Source organism: Pantoea sp. X-Soil-YNGN-844 (genome assembly GCF_059730595.1).
On sequence record NZ_AP036007.1, the window covers coordinates 931,708 to 948,880 of the forward strand.

Sequence of the window (17,173 nt, forward strand, 5' to 3'; positions counted from 1 at the left end):
CGCCACGATTGGCGATTTTTTAAACATAGAAGCGGCGTGAATCGTTGTCAGTAACAGAATGACATATTTTTCCATATTGATGAGGCATGGTTGAGGAAGAGGGGGCCAGGGCAGGCCATCGGCCACGGATTCACGCTGTAAACCGCTGGTCAGAGAAAATTTTCGCGGGTAATTGCGCCGAATCAAGAGGAATCCGGTCTTTTGCCGTTTGTGCCATGTTATGTCGGTCACGTTGAGAATCATCGCGTTAAACTAAGTACTCCCTCTCTTTGAATCATCTGCTCATGCCACGCACTATTGAATCCTGGAAGATAAACCTGATCTCGGTCTGGTTTGGCTGTTTTTTTACGGGCCTGGCCATCAGCCAGATTATCCCGTTTCTGCCGCTCTACCTTGAGCAGCTTGGCGTCACCGGAGGCGAGTCCCTGAGTCTCTGGTCGGGACTCACCTTCAGTATTACCTTCGTGGTTTCGGCGGCGGTCGCCCCGCTGTGGGGCAGTCTGGCCGATCGCAAAGGCCGTAAACTGATGCTGTTGCGCGCCGCGGCTGGAATGGGCGTGGTGATCCTGCTGCAGGCTTTTGTCACCGAAGCCTGGCAGTTACTGCTGCTGCGCGCCCTGATGGGGCTGACCTCCGGCTATATCCCCAACGCGATGGCGCTGGTGGCGGCTCAGGTGCCGCGTGAACGCAGCGGCTGGGCGCTGAGCTGTGTCTCCACCGGACAGATTAGCGGTGTGATTCTGGGGCCGATGCTGGGTGGGCTGCTGGCTGACTGGGTCGGCTTGCGCACGGTATTTATCGTCACCGCGGCGCTGCTGATGGTCAGCTTTCTGGTGACGCTGTTCCTGATTAAAGAGACCGGTTACACCCCGGTGAGTAAAAAAGAGAAGCTCAGCGGACGCGAGGTTTTCCGCTCGCTGGACAACCCCAGGCTGATGCTCTGCCTGTTTTTCACCACCATGGTGATCCAGATGTGCAACGGTTCGGTGAACCCGATCCTGACGCTGTTTGTGCGGGAGCTGGCGCCCACCGCAGAGAATATCGCGTTTCTCAGTGGCGTAATTGCGGCACTGCCCGGCGTCTCTGCACTGCTGGCCGCGCCACGTTTGGGACGACTCGGTGACCGCATCGGTACGCAGCGTATCCTGCTGGCAACGATGGTTATCTCGCTGCTGCTGTTTATTGCCATGTCTTTTGTCACCAGTGCCACGCAGCTGGGCGTCTTACGTTTTCTGCTGGGCTTCGCCGATGGCGCGATGATGCCTGCGGTGCAGACCCTGCTGGTGCGTCATTCGCGCGACACTATCACCGGCCGGATCTTCGGATATAACCAGTCGTTTATGTATCTTGGCAATGTTGCTGGCCCATTACTGGGCGCAGCGGTATCGGCGGTGGCAGGTTTCCGCTGGGTCTTTTGTGCCACCGCCGTTGTGGTACTGATTAACGTGCTGTTTCTGAAACGCTTTTACCGGCGTCCGAAGACTGTGCTGCCCGCGTCGGCTGACAAATCGTCAGTTCAGCCTGCCAGCGCTGCTGAGTCAGCAAAAACTCAGGACTGACGCTGGGGCTCCAGGAGTCATCACCGCCGACGCCCATATGGAAGGCATCCAGATGCAGCCAGCAGCCCGCTTCCGGACGCAGAAGGTGGCGGTGGGATGCCTCACGCAGCTGTTCCAGACTGAAGCGACTCAGCGAAAAAGCAAAATCACCGCTGACCTGCCAGCTGCCGCTGTCGAGCTGGCGGGTGCCGCCACGCAGACCATTCTCACCGGGGAAAACGTAGGGCGTTGAAAGCTGATCCAGCGGCAATTGCCAGCGTGAGAACTGCGCGGCCAGCTGGCGATCGGGATAGTTTTCATGCGGTCCCAGGCCGAGCCAGCTTACCTGCTGCGGTATCTGCGCCAGCTCGCAGCGCAATCCGATACGCGCGGGCGGTGGCAATCCGCGTGACTGCTCAACGGAAAGCTGTAACTGCAACTCCCCCTGCGCATTGATCAGATAACGCTTACGGCTGATAAAGGCGAGCTTACCACTGGCGAGCCAGCCATGCAGCGTCTCAATCTGTACTGCCTGCGGCAACGCATTCACGGCTATCGACACCAGCTGGCTGCTCATCTGGTCATAACCTGCCGCTTTCCAGCGCTCAACCCACGCATTAGGATCAACCCGTTCCGCTTCGCTGGTGCCGATATCGTTGTCAAGCGGCGCGCGAATAAAGCAGTCCTGAAGCGGCGAGAGCAGCGTCGGTATTTCATTGACGAACCACTGCGTCAGTTCGCCGCTGTGGCGAGAAAAATGCCAGCGTTGCTGCTGATGGGTGACGACAATCTCACTGGCGTCTTCATAGAGGACTGGTGCTTCAGCGGTTTCCGGCAGCGGGGGCAGCACCAGCAGCGAAGGCAGCGCCCACTGATGCCAGGCGACACGCCAGCCAGCCTCGCTCCAGCGTGTCGGGTGAATCTGATGAACAGCAACATTAAGCCAGCATTCGCCCTGTAAGGCGGGCGGTGACGGCAGAGTGATCCGCTGCTGACCCTGTGGGCCGATATCCAGTAAAACTTCACCTTCCGTCACTACCTGGCCTTCCTGCTCAATGCGCCAGCGCAGCACTTCATTGTCACTGTGACGGAATAAGTAGTCGCTGCTGACCGTAAAGCTCAGCGGATCGGCGGGATCGACCGTGAACTGCCAGAACTGCTGGGCGCGCTGTGCCTCATACAGCGCGGGATGCGGCGTGCGATCGGCAAACACCAGCCCGTTCATACAGAACTGACGATCGTTGGGCTTATCGCCAAAATCGCCGCCGTAGGCCTGCCAGGGCTGGCCCTGATCGTCATAACGGGTCAGGCTCTGATCAACCCAGTCCCAGACGAAGCCGCCCTGCAGACGCGGAAACTGGCGGAATGCCTCCCAGTACTTAGCGAAACCGCCAAAGCTGTTGCCCATCGCATGCGCGTATTCACACAGGATCAGCGGACGGGTTTCGCCCGGCAGACCGATCCACTTTTTCAGCGACCACTTCGGCACCGCCGGGAACGGCTGATCTTCATCGACCCTGGCATACATCGGGCAGATGATATCGGTTGCGGCGGTGTCCGCACCACCGCCTTCATACTGAACCGGACGGGTAGGATCGCTGCTTTTTACCCAACGGTAGAGCGCATCGTGTGTCGCGCCATGTCCCGACTCATTGCCCAGCGACCAGATAATAATGCTGCAGTGATTACGATCGCGCTGCACCATACGCGTCACGCGTTCGCTATAGGCGGCGAACCAGCGGGGATCGTCGGAGAGCCGGTTCATCGGCTGCATGCCGTGGGTTTCGATATTCGCTTCATCCACCACATAAAGCCCATACTGGTCGCACAGCCGATACCAGAGCGGATGATTAGGATAGTGTGAACAGCGCACCGCATTGAAATTGTGCTGCTTCATCAGCTCAATGTCGCGGCGCATCGTTGCCTCATCCACCACCTGACCGCGCTCCGGATGGTGTTCGTGGCGGTTGGTGCCACGGATCAGCAGCGGTTTGCCGTTGAGACAGAGCAGACCGTTATCGATAGTGACCTGACGGAAGCCGACATCATACGCTTCCACCTCGATCAGCTGCTGATCCCCATCCAGCAGCGCCAGCGTGACGCGATAGAGGTGTGGCGTTTCGGCGCTCCACAGCGCGGGCCGTTCCACCGGCAGGCTAAGCAGGGCGCGTTCGGGATAGTGGCCCCTTTCGTCAATAATGGCGCTGCCCAGCGGCTGCTGACACTGCGCAACCGGCTGTTCACCCTGCCACAGCGTCAGTCGCAGTTGATAACCGGAAGTGAGGTCAGGCGGCAAGGCAACGCGGACCTGGGCGCGTAGCTCGGCACGGTAATACTCCGGGCTGAGCCGGGTTTCCAGCTGCACGTCGGCCAGATGCACCTGCGGCTTATGCAGTAACGTGACATCGCGGAAAATGCCGCTCATCCGCCACATATCCTGATCTTCAAGATAGCTGCCGTCGCTCCAGCGCAGCACCATCACCGCCAGCCGGTTTTTGCCCGGTCGCAGATAAGGGCTCAGGTCGAATTCGGCGGGCAGGCGGCTATCCTGAGAGTAGCCAATCCACTGTCCGTTGCACCACAGATGAAAGGCTGAATTGACGCCGTCAAAGATGATGCGTGTCTGCCCGGAAGTGAGCCAGGCGGCGTCCGTGCTGAATGTGAGCGAGTAACATCCGGTCGGGTTTTCTTTGGGTATAAACGGTGGATTGACCGGAATCGGATACTGCACGTTGGTGTAAATAGGCGCATCAAAGCCATGCATCTGCCAGTTTGCCGGCACCGGAATCGTGCTGGCATCCGGCAGATCCTGCAGTAACCAGCTGGCCGGGACCGCCTCAGGCTGCGCAAAGTAACTGAAACCCCACTCCCCATTCAGGCGCTGTAGTGACACCGAGGGCGTGTCATCACGCGCCGCCGCTTCATCCCGCCAGCTGGCAAAAGGCGGGTGCGCATCCAGCCGATGCAGCGAGGTCACGACCGGATTTTCCCAGTCGCGCCGGGAGAGGATGTCACTGAAAGCAGCCTGTGAGAGAGTCATGGTTATATCCTGTAAATGTGATGCGCTCACAATGCGCAAAATTGTTCAGGCTGTAAAGCGTTCGCCATCCCGATTTGCACAAATAGTTTGCCCCTAAAGCGGGCCGCAATGTTGAGAATGTGGCGGCTTACTGACTGTAAAACGTTAAGTCTGGTCAGCAAAGATGAATAGCGGCCGGATGCGGAGGAATCTCACTTGTCGCCATGCGGGTGGCTTCATACACTCAGCCCGATTTCATCACCCTGAGGTAAATATGGTACGAATCGTTAAGCTGGCTGCCGTTGTGGCATTAGTGACTGCATTAAGTGGATGTCTTTTCCCGCCTCCTGGCGGCGGCGGTGGAGGAGGTGGTGGCTGGGGCGGACATGGCGGCGGGCCGGGCCGTGGATTTGTCGATCCCCGCTAAGCCCTGCCTGTTGAATGCTGGCAGGCGAAACGTTTAACAGCGGTGATGTTTACCCGCAAAACGTTTCGCCTGCAAAGTTAGCCGTAAATCGCCGTGAAAAGCGCAGCGGTGCTGGCTAACTCGCTGAAAAAATGGCTGTTGCCCTCTGTTTTTTTAGCCAGCGTGGTGATAATTTCAGCTTTTCTTCACCGCAGAGACAACAGCATGAAAAACCTGATTGCTGAGTTACTGGTTAAGCTGGCTGAAAAAGAGGCGACAGCGAAAGAGCAGGTAGCGCAGATCGAGGCGCTGGAAATTGTCGTAACCGCGCTGGTTCGCAAGCTGGATCCGCAACAACATCTGGAAATGGCGACCACGATTGAAACCGCCATGGACAACGTGGCCGATGCAGATAATGACGATGTGCGCCTGCTGCGCAATTACATCGAAAAACTGCTGCGGCATCCCCGCCAGTAACGCCGCCAGTCTCAGACTGGAATGGGATCTTCACGTCACTTTCACCTGAAACATTTTCCGCTTTGCTTATTCGCTGCCAGAATAACAGGGGACAATCCATTGTGGAGATAACAAGATGAAAGTCGGTTTAATGGCGATGATGATGGCGGGCCTGCTGGCCAGTGGTATGGCGGGTGCGGCAGAAAAAACGCCGCAGCAGGAGAAAATGACGATGTGTAACCAGCACGCCAAATCTCAGGATCTCAAAGGGGATGCACGTAAAACCTTTATGAGTGAATGCCTTAAAAAAGACAGCAAACTGTCGCATATGTCGCCGCAGCAGATGAAAATGAAAAGCTGTAACGGCGAAGCAGGCGATAAAAAGCTGGCAGGCGATGCGCGTAAAACCTTTATGAGCCAGTGCCTGAAAAAAAGCTGATCATTCCACACGGCCACGCAGGTGGCCGCTTCTCCTTTCCGCGCAACAGTGATTGAGTTCCGTTTAACGCTGATTAAATTACCTTTCACAACAACAGCTTAACCTTCTGATAAACATTCCTCATCAGGCTTCCCGGTTCCTTTGCCACACTTACTGTTTGTGGGGATTTGCGCAGACTTTGTTTTACCGCGCAGCACCAGACCCGAAACAGCGAAAGGAGCCATGCCGTGAACTATCAATTTACCGCCGACCTGAAGGATCTGCCGCAGCGACAGCCGGTTAAGAAAACGCTGGGTGAGGCAGAGGTGTTACTGATTCGTGACGGGGACAACGTACGCGCGTATCAGGCGAAATGTCCGCACGCGGGCGCGCCACTGGAGCAGGGCGCGATTTGTGGCGACCGGCTGGTCTGCCCGTGGCACAAAGCCGCGTTTCATATCGCCGATGGTAAAATGTGTGAACCGCTGGCGCTGGCCGATCTTAAGCAATATCCGCTGCGCATCGAAGAGGGCCGGGTGCTGGTAAACCCAAAAGCGATGTCTCCTGCCGCACCCATTGGCAGCGGAGCAGACGCACCGGTTTATGTGGTGCTGGGTGGTGGCGCGGCGGGCAGCGCAGCGCTATGGCGTCTGCGTCATGACGGCTTTAAAGGCCGCCTGATTCTGGTTGAGCGGGAGGCGGACGCGCCTTACGACCGCACTGCGCTGACCAAATTTGTGCCGTCGGGCAAAATGGACATCAGCGAGGTGCCACAGTTGCTGTTAGCGGATGTAATGGATCACGTTGAACGACGTCAGGCCACGGTGAGCCGCCTCGATGCGCAGCAGCAACGGCTAATCTTCGAGGATGACGAAACGCTTGCCTTCGACAAACTGCTGATCGCCAGCGGTGCGAAGCCTGTCCGCCCCGATTTGCCAGGCAGCGATCTTGACGGGGTCCATCTGCTGCGCAGCAAAGCGCAGACCGATGAGCTGCTTCAGGCGGTGGATGCCAGCCATAAAATCGTGATTATCGGCAACAGTTTTATCGGCACCGAGCTGGCGTCGGCACTGCGTAATCGTGACGTCGACGTCACGGTGATTGCCCGTCAGGCGCTGCCCTTTGCAAAACGGTTTGGCGATCAGATAGGCTGCTATTTCTACCAGTTGCATGAACAAAACGGCGTGAAGTGGGTGCAGGGCGAGATTGAAGCCATACAGGGCGACCAGCAGGTGAGTGGCGTACAGCTTAAGGGTGGACGGCAGCTGGATGCGAACGTTGTGCTATTTGCTACCGGCGTAAAACCGGCTACCGACTTTATCCACGATCTGCCGCTGGCAGAGGATGGCAGTCTGCAGGCAGACGAGCATTTACGGGTCGCTGACAATATCTGGGTGGCGGGTGATATCGCCACGTATTCGTCGGCACAGGGTCCGCTGCGCATTGAGCACTATCGCGTCGCGCATCAGCAGGGACAGACCGCCGCATGGAATATGCTGGATCAGAACGTTGCCTTTGATCGTGTGCCGTTCTTCTGGACCACGCAGTATGGCACCCGTTATGAGTATGTTGGCCACGCGGCAGAATGGGATAATTTCGAGCTGATCGGCTCGCTGGAGGACAAAAAGTTTATGGCGCTTTATGGTCATCAGGGGCAACTGGCAGCGATCTGCTCATGCGGTATGTATACGCTGACTGCTGAGCTGGTGGAGTGGATGCAGCAACCGATGTCGCTTGCCGACGCGGTTGCGCTCGGTCAGGCGCACATCAGTTAAGCTGCGCACAAGGCGGGCCGCGAGCCGGTCCGCCCTGCGCAATGCCTGAACGCTTAGCTGCGGCTCAGTTTTTCGGACTTCGCCATGCACTGCTGCATTGCTTCAATCACCGCTGAGCGCATCCCTTTCTCTTCCAGCACCTTCACGGCTTCAATGGTGGTGCCGCCAGGCGAGCAGACCATATCTTTAAGTTCAGCCGGATGTTTACCGCTGGTCAGCACCATCTCCGCCGCCCCTTTTACCGCCTGTGCAGCAAACTGATAGGCCTGGGCGCGCGGCATGCCGCCCAGTACGGCCGCATCCGCCATCGCCTCGATAAACATAAAGACGTAGGCCGGCGCAGAACCGCTGACGCCGACCACGGAGTGAATCAGATATTCATCCACCACGGCCGCTTTGCCGAAGCTTTCAAAAATCGCAACGATCTCGTCGATCTCCGCCTGCTCAACCAGCACGTTGGGCGTGACCGAGGTCATGCCTTCGCTGACCAGCGAGGGGGTATTCGGCATCGCCCGGACGATTTTACGATCGTAGCCCAGCACCGATGAAAGCGAATCCAGCGTCACGCCCGCCGCAATCGACACCACCAGCGCCTCTTTTTTCAGACTGCCGGCCAGCTCTTTTAATACTTTCAGGATCACATTGGGTTTTACCGCGCCGAACAGGATGTCCACCTCACGCGCCAGCGCATCCGCGCTCTCAGCTGCGTTGATGCCATACTGCTCTGCCATCGCCTGATTGGTCTCTGCTTTGCGATCGTAAACGAAGATATCAGACGGGGCGATTTTGCCGCTGTTGACCAGTCCGCCGATAATGGCTTTCGCCATGTTTCCCCCGCCGATAAACCCGATTTTTTTTGCCAGCATCGCCATCTCCTTAGGACATTATTCGGTTTTCTCAGTGGGCTAGCTTACTTCAGCCAGCCCGAATAACAAGTCAGCCGGGTGCGGGCTGGAAAGCGTGCCGCAAATAAAATTTGCCATTCAGGGAGAACCCGGCAAGATCTCAGGCTTCTCTGACTGTAAGGAATCATGATGTTTATCTGGGTCGATGCCGATGCCTGTCCGAATGTGATCAAAGAGGTACTCTATCGTGCGGCGGATCGCACCTCCACCACGGTCACGTTTGTAGCAAACCAGTTTCTGCGCGTGCCGCCATCGCCTTATCTGCGCACCCTGCAGGTGCCAGCCGGATTTGATGTGGCGGACAATGAGATTGTCAGGCGTTGTCAGCCTGGCGATCTGGTGATCACCGCCGATATTCCGCTGGCGGCTGAGGTGATTGAGAAGGGGGCGGCAGCGCTGAATCCGCGCGGTGAACGTTACTCACCGGCGACAATACGTGAACGTCTGACGATGCGGGATTTTATGGATACTCTGCGGTCAAGCGGCGTGCAGACCGGCGGCCCCGCGACGATGAGTCCGCGTGACCGCCAGCAGTTTGCGAATGAGCTGGATAGCTGGCTCACCCAGCAGAAACGCTGAATTTAAACGAAGCTGTCGTCATCGTCGAAATCACCGCCAAAATCGTTCAGATCGCTGTTGTCAGCATAATTACTGTCCCAGCCTGAGTTCTGATCGAGGAAAGCGTTATCGTTACCGCCGTTAAAGGCATCGGCGTTGTCATCGCCGCCGTTAAAGGTGTTGAGATTATCATTCACCTCCGGCAGCGGCGGCTCATTGATGATATTCACAATCTCTTCCGGCTGTGAATGGTGGAACATGCTGGTCAACATATCGGCCATCACCACACCCCCTGCCACGCCCACCGCTGTTTGCAGTGCCCCGCCAAGGAAACCGGTGCCGCGTGGCGCTGCGGCCTGAGCAGGGGCATATTGCTGCTGTGCCGGTTGTTGCGGCGTACTGTTCCACGGCGATGGCTGCTGTTGCTGCTGCTGAACGGGCTGCTGCTGGCGCGAACCACTGCCAAACAGTCCCGACAGGAAGCCGCCGCTGCTCTGTGCCGGTTGCTGCTGCTGCTGCTGCTGCTGCTGTAACTGTGCAACCTGGCTTTCCAGCGCTGACACTTTCTCATTGAGTTTTTTCAGCGCCGCTTCCTGAATCAGGATCGCCTGCGCCATGTAGTAAGGCGCGCCCGGCTGCGCCTGAAGATGCTGGTTAATCAGTTGTTCGGCTGCGGCATCGCGTGCCGCGGTCTGGCTTTCAGCCTGTTTCAGACGGCTGAACAGCCCTTCAATCAGTTGTTGTTCTTCGCGTTGCATGATGACTCTCCTGTGGCAATGGTTATCAGTATATGTGGGCGCCACTAAGAAAAGTAAAATCGCGGCGGTAAGCAAATATTGCCAGCGCATTCCGGACGCTGTTTTGCGCGGTTTTTATCGTCCTGTTAGCGTCCTGATGCACAAAACGTGCATGCTTTTCCCGTTGAAAACACAAAGATTATCGCTGTTCAGGTAACGAAAATGCGTAAATCATGCCTGACAGGTGGAGGCCATAATAATTTCCAGTTATCATGCGTCGCATTATTAAGCTAACCATGCAGCCGCATCGCGCGGTCAGGCGGAGGAACGGCCCTGATGTCACTACCCATCTTTTTGATTGGCGCTCGCGGTTGCGGCAAAACCACGGTCGGCGAAGCGTTGTCGCAGGCGCTGGGCTACGCTTTTACGGATACCGATCATCATCTGCAACTCAGCACGCAGCGCAGCGTGGCCGAGATTGTTGCGGCAGAAGGCTGGGAAGGTTTTCGCGCCCGTGAAACGGAATCGCTTAAAGCGGTGACTGCACCCGGGACCGTGATTGCCACCGGTGGCGGGATGATTCTGGCTGAAGAGAATTGCCGTTTCATGCAGGAGCAGGGCCAGGTGATCTGGCTCAGCGCGTCGCCCGAAGTGCTGGCAGAACGACTGGAAAGCGAACCTGAAGCGGCTCAGCGCCCGACGCTGACCGGACGTCCGATTGCCGATGAGATGAGTGATGTGCTGCGTGAGCGCGCGCATCTCTATCAGTCCGCAGCCCATCATCAGGTGAATGCCATGCAATCGCCTGAGTGCGTAGTGGAAGAGATTTTGCTTTCCCTCTCTCTGGCGCGCGCCAGCTAACCCTCAGATTTTTCCCGCTTTGATCCCGCTTCGGATGGCATTGTCTATACTCATACTATGACAGGCAGCAGCCTGTCCTGTGGAATGTTATTCTGACAAGAGGGACACACTATGCCGACCAGACCACCATACCCACGTGAAGCGAAAGTTGTGCCTGTTGAAAAGGGTCCTGAGGGAAATAAAGTAACCTCCTACGAATTGCGTGCTGATCATCCTAAACCGAATTCATTAATCAGTGAGCATGAAACGGAAGAAGAAGCGCGTGACGCCAAAGAGCGTTACGAAGATGTCGAGAAAGAGTAAAGCTTTGCTGCTGGCAGGGACGCCAGCCTGTCATGTCTGATAACCCTGTCTTTTTCAGCGCAACGCTGTTCCAGTACAACGCCTCTTTGCCTTCATGGCGACCTGATTACTAAAGAAGCGAAATTTACGCAGATTTACTGTCGTATGCTTTCTGATCATGCGTCTGTTCTGCACTCTCTTCACGTCACCATATAAAGCCCCGCTAATCATTTCTATCACATTATTTTCTCTGCTGCCAATAACGGTGAGTGTTGAATTGTCGCTTGACCGATTCAGCGTCACGTTTTACTTTCGTCAAACCAACAGAGGAACTTAGTTCCATATAGTGGAACACGTTACATGACCACACTTGAAAATGCGGCTGCCGTACTCCGATTGTTTCAGCACAAAGGTGTGACGCAGGGGCATGTCGGTCTCTCATTCAGTGAGGTGGTTGAGGCGCTGGCGCTGCCGAAAAGCACCGTTTCGCGTCTTCTGGCCACGATGGAAGGTCAGGGGCTGCTGGAGCGGGATGCGGACACGCGCGGTTACCATATTGGTCGCGTGTTGCTGGCCGCGGCCGGTCATTATCTCTCGGCACCGCTGGTCGATAGCGTTTCAGCGGCGATGGTCCGGCTGGCTGCGAAGACCGGTTGCATGGGCTACGTGTCGAAGCTCGATGGACGGGAAGTATTAGTAATGCGCATGTTTCATGGGCGTCACTTTACGCAGATGGTCACACCGCCCGGCAGTCGAATGCCTGCTGCCGCGACGTCAACCGGTCGGGCGCTGTTAGCGCAACTCAGTGATGAAGAGGTCATCGCGCGCTTCCATGATCACTGGCAGGCTGGCCCGGCGAACTCACCGCAAAGTCCTGAGGCACTCTGTGCCAGACTGGCTGAAATCCGCCAGCACGGCTGGTCACTGGCCCGCAATGAATCGCTGCCAGGCATCAGCTCGCTGTCGGTCATTGTTCATAACAAACATCATGGCGAAACGGTGGCACTCTGCCTGTCGTTTCTGTCACAGGAGAGTGAGCCGGGTTTCCCGCCAGCGCTCCTTGAAGCATTACGTGCAACGGCCACAGAGATGACCGACAAATATGGCGCGTAACTTCACCACGATTTTATCGGCGTAATACTTTCGCCACACCAGGGAAAACCAGGGCCTTCGGGCCTTTTTCTTTCAATCTGATCGCTACGTTGTCCGCAGCAACCCGGTTGCCTGTGTTCGTCTCCCCCTGTCTCCTGTATCGGTTCAGCATCCGGGGTGACGACCATCTGCAATGGCTGTTGCTATGCGGCGCGCATCAGAGCAGTGATCCAGAAAACCGGCGTAAACCTGACATCAGGCGGGCGGACGTTATTTCATTTCTTCTCAACAAGGACTGGCGGGGACATATGGAACGGGTAAATCCAATCAGGCACGTTGGCGTGGCACTGGTTTTAATTTTTCTTTCTATCGCGGGTGCCATTATCGGCATTCAGCTGATTACGACGATTGGCGTAACGCCTAATACCTCCATTATCGGGGCGCTGTTTGCCATGCTGCTGGCGCGTATTCCGCTGCAGGCATTTCGCCGTTATCGTTCGATTGAAATCCAGAACCTGGCGCAGACCGCCATCTCTTCAGCGACCTTCGGGGCCGCTAACAGTCTGCTGATGCCGATTGCCGTGCCCTGGGCGCTGGGTGAGCCTCAGCTGGTGCTGCCGCTGTTCTGTGGCGTCAGCGCCGCGATGCTGCTTGATGCCTGGCTGCTCTATCGGCTGTTTGATACCCGCGTCTTTCCGGCCAGTAATGCATGGCCACCAGGCGTTGCAGCAGCAGAAGCGATTAAAGCGGGGGATAAAGGCGGACGTCAGGCATGGCTGCTGGTGGCGGGCATTGCCGGTGGCGTTATCGGTGCCATGCTGAAGATTCCGATGTCCGCTTTTGGCACCGCGTTTATTGGCAATATCTGGGCATTGTCGATGCTCGGCATCGGTTTTCTGCTGCGCGCCTATGCGCAGCCGGTGGCCGGTATTGATATCAATGCGCTCTATATTCCGCATGGGGTCATGGTCGGTGCCGGTCTGGTGGCGCTGATTCAGGTGGTGATGGTCATCCGCAGCCGTAAAAATGATGCGCTGACGGTGAGCCGCAACGGTAATGAAGTGCAGCGGGCGCTGGGTTTCGGCAGCGTGGGGTATATCGTGATTTCGGCGCTGCTGGCCCTGGCGGGTGGCCTGTGGAGTGAGATGGGCATCGCGATGCTGCTGCTGTTTGTTCTCTATGCCGCGTTTGCCGCTTTCGCCCATGAACTGATTGTCGGCATTGCCGCCATGCACTCCGGCTGGTTTCCGGCCTTTGCCGTGGCGCTGATTACGCTGATTATCGGCATTCTGATCGGCTTTCCACCGCTGGCGCTCTGCCTGCTGTGCGGCTTTACGGCCGCTACCGGCCCGGCGTTTGCTGACATGGGTTACGACCTGAAGGCGGGCTTTATCCTGCGCGGTAACGGGGCCGATCTGCAGCAGGAGTTATGGGGACGTCGTATCCAGTTGATCGCAGCCATGATCGCCTTTGTGGTGTCGATTCCTCTTGTCTGGTACGCGCACACCTTTTTCTTTACAGACAATCTTCTGCCGCCAGTGGCGCGGGTGTATGCCAAAACAATTCAGGCGGGTGCTGAACCCGGTATCGCCGGAAATCTGCTGATGTGGGCTATTCCGGGTGCCCTTATCCAGCTGATCGGCGGGCCGAAACGCCAGCTGGGCGTGCTGCTCGCCACCGGTTTATTAATTAATAACGCGATGGCGGGCTGGGCGGTGGTGGTGGGGATCGCCTTACGCATGGTGATCATTCGCATCTGGGGCGAACGGGGCCGCTCGCCCATGGAGGTCATGGCGGCAGGCTTCATTGCCGGTGATGCCCTCTATAGCTTCTTTCATTCGCTGTTTGCCAGCAGCAGCAAAAAATAAAGGATAACGCATGAGCTTGCAGCAGACCCTGGCGGTTTTCGAGTTACTGGATAGTGCCCACATTTACGGGCAGCAGGTCGTGGATCTGTTTACCTCTTATCCGGACGTGATGGCCCGCTTTACTCGCGTCACCGGCCCCAAAGGTCGTACTGATTTTGTGCGCATTGATATCCCAGGTACGCAGGGTAAATCAGGCGGCGGCACGGCACCGACGCTGGGCATCATCGGTCGCCTGGGTGGCATTGGTGCCCGTCCTGGGCGTATCGGTATGGTATCCGATGCGGATGGCGCGATAGCGGCGATCGCCAGTGCGCTTAAACTGGCGCAGATGCAGAGCAAAGGCGACAGGCTCGCCGGCGACGTAATCATCACTACCCATATCTGTCCCGATGCACCGACACGGCCGCATCAGCCGGTCGATTTTATGGATTCGCCGATTGATGATGTCACCATGAATGATAATGAAGTGGTGGCGGACGTGGATGCGATTCTGTCGATCGATACCACCAAAGGTAACCGTATCATCAATCACAAAGGATTTGCCCTGTCGCCCACGGTGAAAGAGGGCTATATCCTGCGGGTTTCGGAAGATCTGCTGCGCATTATGGAGATGACCAGCGGCCGTCCGGCGGTGACCTTTCCCATCACTACGCAGGATATTACCCCTTACGGAAACGGTGTTTATCACCTCAACAGCATCCTGCAACCCTCGACCGCCACCGATGTGCCGGTGGTCGGTGTGGCGATCACCGCCGAGTCGGTGGTGCCGGGCTGCGGAACCGGGGCCAGTCATGAGGTGGACATTGCGGCAGCAGCGAAATTTGCTATTGAGGTGGCGAAGGAGTTTGGTCGTGGAACCTGTCATTTCTATGACGCTGAAGAGTATGCGCGGCTGATTACGCTCTATGGCAGCCTTGCGCACCTGCGCCACCGGAACCACTAAGATAGCGAAATCACTGGCGACCCTGACAATCGGGCAGTCACCGCGCAGTGATATTCTGCCGTTGCTGCGTCAGCATCTGCCGGATGCGGTGACCGATCATGCCGGTCTGCTGGATGGACTCAGCACCGCTGAGATTGCCGACCACTTCGCGCCAGCCGCGGGCGCCAGGGTTCTGGTGTCACGGTTACAGAGTGGCGAACAGATGCGGCTGTCGGCGTCGAAGGTGGAGCAGGGATTACAGCGTAAAATCAGCGCGCTGGAGCAGATGGGGTATGACACCATTCTGTTGCTATGCACCGGTGAATTCAGCCGACTTGTGACCCAGCGTGCGCTGCTGCTGGAGCCGGATCGCATCATTCCTCCGCTTATCCGCGCCATGGTGCAGCAGCAGCGGGTCGGGATTGTGGTGCCGGTTGAGGAGCAGATTGTTGAACAGGCCGGCAAGTGGCAGCCTCTGCCCGCGCAGCCCTGTTTTGCGGTCGCCAGCCCTTATCAGGGTGATGAGGCAACTTTCGCCGATGCCGCAAACCGCCTGAAAGCGCAGGGCGCAGAGCTGGTGGTGCTTGACTGCATGGGCTATCACCAGCAGCATCGGGCATGGTTACAGCAGCGGCTGGATGTGCCGGTTCTGCTTTCTAACCAGCTGGTAGCCCGACTGGCGGCGGAGCTGCTGCCCTGACGCAGGCGATCACAAACCGCCATCATTTCGCGTGACAGATCAGCGGGTTCCCTTCTACACTGCCTGACACACAACATGTGCTCTGGAGAACTATTATGCTCAACGTAAGTGAGTATTTTGACGGAAAAGTTAAATCTATCGGTTTTGACAGTGCGAGCACCGGCCGTGCCAGCGTGGGCGTGATGGCTGAAGGTGAATACACATTTGGTACCGGCCAGCCGGAAGAGATGACCGTGGTCAGCGGCTCGCTTAAGGTGCTGCTGCCAGGTGAGACCGAGTGGAAATGGTTTGAAGCGGGTTCGGTATTTAACGTGCCGGGCCACAGCGAATTTCATCTGCAGGTTGGCGAGCCAAGTTCTTATCTTTGCCGTTACCTGAAAGATAAAGATTAAAAAAAGGGCCGCTAAGCGGCCCTTTTAGTTTGCAGTGAATCCCGGATAGAGTGATTCACGCAGCAATGAATTAGTTTAACGCACAGGTAACACGGTCAGAAGAGGAAAGCGTCCCGCGCCATGGACGGCGCGGGCCGAGCTGTCATGGATGACATTTTTGCGACTTTCCGATCTGACCGTGTTTCCTGTGCAGGCACGGTCTCACAGCCAGTGCGGACAAACATCCTCTTTACGGATGCTTCTGCCGGTTACAGCTTAACGCTGGGCTTCGCCGCCTAACGCTTCCACCAGATTGCTGGTCAGTGCCGCCAGTTCGCTGGTCATCAGAATAAAGTCTGCATCAAAGCGCTGGGCAAAATCTTCGCGATCGATATCGTCGTTCTGGTCGCGCAGCGTGTCGCTGAACTTCAGACGTTTCACCGAACCGTCATCCGCCAGCACGAACTGAATGCGTTCCTGCCAGTCGAGTGCCAGTTTGGTCACTACCTTACCGGCTTCGATATGGTTGGCGATCTCGTCACACACTAGATCCTGTTTCTTGCAGCGAATCACACCGCCATCTTCCAGCAGCGCTTTCAGCTCCGCTTCATCCATCAGCGCAAACCCGGCTGGCAGATCGCCTGAACGCACCCACTGGGTCAGGGTCAGCTCAATCGGGTTTTCCAGCGTCAGCGGCACCACCGGCAGTGAACCCAGGCTTTTGCGCAGCAGTGCCAGAGTATCTTCCGCTTTTTTCGCGCTGGCACAGTCCACCATAATCAGGTTGTTGACCGTATCGATCCACAGATAAGTCTGGCTGAAACGGCTGAAGGCACGCGGCAGCAGGCTGTGCAGCACTTCATCTTTCAGCGAATCTTTTTCGGTCTTTTTGAGCTTGCGGCTCTGCTCAGATTCCAGCTTGTCGATTTTCGCTTCCAGCGCCTGTTTCACGACCGGCGACGGCAGGATTTTCTCCTCTTTGCGGGCGCAAATCACAATCTGGCCTTTGTTCTCATGGGTCAGCGCATCGCTGCGGTTACCCATCGGCGGGACCCAGCCGGTCTTGCTCATATCCTGACTGCCACACGGTGAAAACGTGAAGGCGTCGAGCTGTTTTTCCATCTCGTCTGCGGACAACGGAATGTCACGATTCAGACGATAAACCATCATATTTTTAAACCACAACATCGGGATTCCTTACCGGGGCGCGATCGGGCGCACAAGTCTGCGAGAGTCAGCGCGCATGATAGCGAAACATCGGAGTG

At 56.8% G+C, this 17,173-nt stretch carries 17 protein-coding genes; 13 read left to right on the forward strand and 4 right to left on the reverse strand.

Annotation, left to right across the window (positions count from 1 at the left end):
- The first annotated feature begins 284 nt into the window (after window positions 1-284).
- Window positions 285-1,559 (forward strand): multidrug efflux MFS transporter, encoded by a 1,275-nt coding sequence (locus tag AC6I8C_RS04125; RefSeq protein ID WP_497821680.1) that lies wholly within the window; start codon window positions 285-287, stop codon window positions 1,557-1,559.
- Here AC6I8C_RS04125 and AC6I8C_RS04130 read toward each other — a convergent pair.
- Entirely contained in the window at window positions 1,441-4,578 is a 3,138-nt protein-coding gene (locus tag AC6I8C_RS04130) for a beta-galactosidase (RefSeq protein ID WP_497821681.1), read from the reverse strand. The two genes, AC6I8C_RS04125 and AC6I8C_RS04130, sit on opposite strands and share 119 nt — an antisense overlap.
- 253 nt (window positions 4,579-4,831) lie before the next feature.
- Here AC6I8C_RS04130 and AC6I8C_RS04135 point away from each other — a divergent pair, with 253 nt between their 5' ends.
- From AC6I8C_RS04135 to AC6I8C_RS04150, 4 genes are all read left to right on the forward strand, one after another.
- Entirely contained in the window at window positions 4,832-4,984 is a 153-nt protein-coding gene (locus AC6I8C_RS04135) for a hypothetical protein (RefSeq protein WP_497821682.1), read from the forward strand.
- Between the two features lie 204 nt (window positions 4,985-5,188).
- Window positions 5,189-5,440: an anti-adapter protein IraP gene (iraP, locus tag AC6I8C_RS04140; RefSeq protein ID WP_497821683.1), complete on the forward strand. Its 252-nt coding sequence runs from the start codon at window positions 5,189-5,191 to the stop codon at window positions 5,438-5,440.
- A 115-nt stretch (window positions 5,441-5,555) separates the two neighbouring features.
- Complete coding sequence (locus tag AC6I8C_RS04145; RefSeq protein WP_497821684.1) at window positions 5,556-5,858, forward strand: PsiF family protein; 303 nt, start codon at window positions 5,556-5,558, stop codon at window positions 5,856-5,858.
- A gap of 227 nt (window positions 5,859-6,085) precedes the next feature.
- Entirely contained in the window at window positions 6,086-7,612 is a 1,527-nt protein-coding gene (locus tag AC6I8C_RS04150) for an FAD-dependent oxidoreductase (protein ID WP_497821685.1), read from the forward strand.
- Window positions 7,613-7,665: 53 nt separating this feature from the next.
- Here the strand turns inward: AC6I8C_RS04150 and proC are convergent, their stop codons facing one another.
- Window positions 7,666-8,478 carry a pyrroline-5-carboxylate reductase gene (gene proC / locus AC6I8C_RS04155; RefSeq protein ID WP_497821686.1) on the reverse strand — a complete coding sequence of 271 codons (813 nt, stop codon included), beginning with the start codon at window positions 8,476-8,478 and terminating at the stop codon, window positions 7,666-7,668.
- A gap of 168 nt (window positions 8,479-8,646) precedes the next feature.
- On the opposite strand from proC, the gene AC6I8C_RS04160 reads away from it, so the two are divergent.
- The gene (locus AC6I8C_RS04160) at window positions 8,647-9,096 is read left to right on the forward strand and encodes a YaiI/YqxD family protein (RefSeq protein WP_033731716.1); all 450 of its coding nucleotides are present in this window, start codon (window positions 8,647-8,649) and stop codon (window positions 9,094-9,096) included.
- Between the two features lie 2 nt (window positions 9,097-9,098).
- On the opposite strand, the gene AC6I8C_RS04165 is transcribed toward AC6I8C_RS04160, so the two are convergent.
- Complete coding sequence (locus tag AC6I8C_RS04165; RefSeq protein ID WP_497821687.1) at window positions 9,099-9,833, reverse strand: DUF2076 domain-containing protein; 735 nt, start codon at window positions 9,831-9,833, stop codon at window positions 9,099-9,101.
- Between the two features lie 315 nt (window positions 9,834-10,148).
- Between AC6I8C_RS04165 and aroL the strand changes: the two genes are divergently transcribed.
- From aroL to ppnP, 7 genes are all read left to right on the forward strand, one after another.
- Window positions 10,149-10,673, forward strand: a complete 525-nt coding sequence (aroL, locus tag AC6I8C_RS04170; protein ID WP_033732019.1) for a shikimate kinase AroL — start codon at window positions 10,149-10,151, stop codon at window positions 10,671-10,673.
- Window positions 10,674-10,784: 111 nt separating this feature from the next.
- Window positions 10,785-10,976 (forward strand): YaiA family protein, encoded by a 192-nt coding sequence (locus AC6I8C_RS04175; protein WP_033731718.1) that lies wholly within the window; start codon window positions 10,785-10,787, stop codon window positions 10,974-10,976.
- A 339-nt stretch (window positions 10,977-11,315) separates the two neighbouring features.
- Window positions 11,316-12,068, forward strand: a complete 753-nt coding sequence (locus tag AC6I8C_RS04180) for an IclR family transcriptional regulator (protein ID WP_497821688.1) — start codon at window positions 11,316-11,318, stop codon at window positions 12,066-12,068.
- Between the two features lie 287 nt (window positions 12,069-12,355).
- Window positions 12,356-13,915 carry an OPT/YSL family transporter gene (locus AC6I8C_RS04185; RefSeq protein WP_497821689.1) on the forward strand — a complete coding sequence of 520 codons (1,560 nt, stop codon included), beginning with the start codon at window positions 12,356-12,358 and terminating at the stop codon, window positions 13,913-13,915.
- A 10-nt stretch (window positions 13,916-13,925) separates the two neighbouring features.
- Entirely contained in the window at window positions 13,926-14,858 is a 933-nt protein-coding gene (locus tag AC6I8C_RS04190; RefSeq protein WP_497821690.1) for a DUF1177 domain-containing protein, read from the forward strand.
- Between the two features lies 1 nt (window position 14,859).
- Window positions 14,860-15,537, forward strand: coding sequence for an AroM family protein (locus tag AC6I8C_RS04195; RefSeq protein WP_497823307.1), 678 nt, complete (start codon window positions 14,860-14,862; stop codon window positions 15,535-15,537).
- 95 nt (window positions 15,538-15,632) lie between these two features.
- Window positions 15,633-15,929 (forward strand): pyrimidine/purine nucleoside phosphorylase, encoded by a 297-nt coding sequence (gene ppnP / locus AC6I8C_RS04200; protein WP_013356948.1) that lies wholly within the window; start codon window positions 15,633-15,635, stop codon window positions 15,927-15,929.
- A 255-nt stretch (window positions 15,930-16,184) separates the two neighbouring features.
- On the opposite strand, the gene rdgC is transcribed toward ppnP, so the two are convergent.
- Window positions 16,185-17,096: a recombination-associated protein RdgC gene (rdgC, locus tag AC6I8C_RS04205; protein WP_033782014.1), complete on the reverse strand. Its 912-nt coding sequence runs from the start codon at window positions 17,094-17,096 to the stop codon at window positions 16,185-16,187.
- Window positions 17,097-17,173 lie beyond the last annotated feature (77 nt).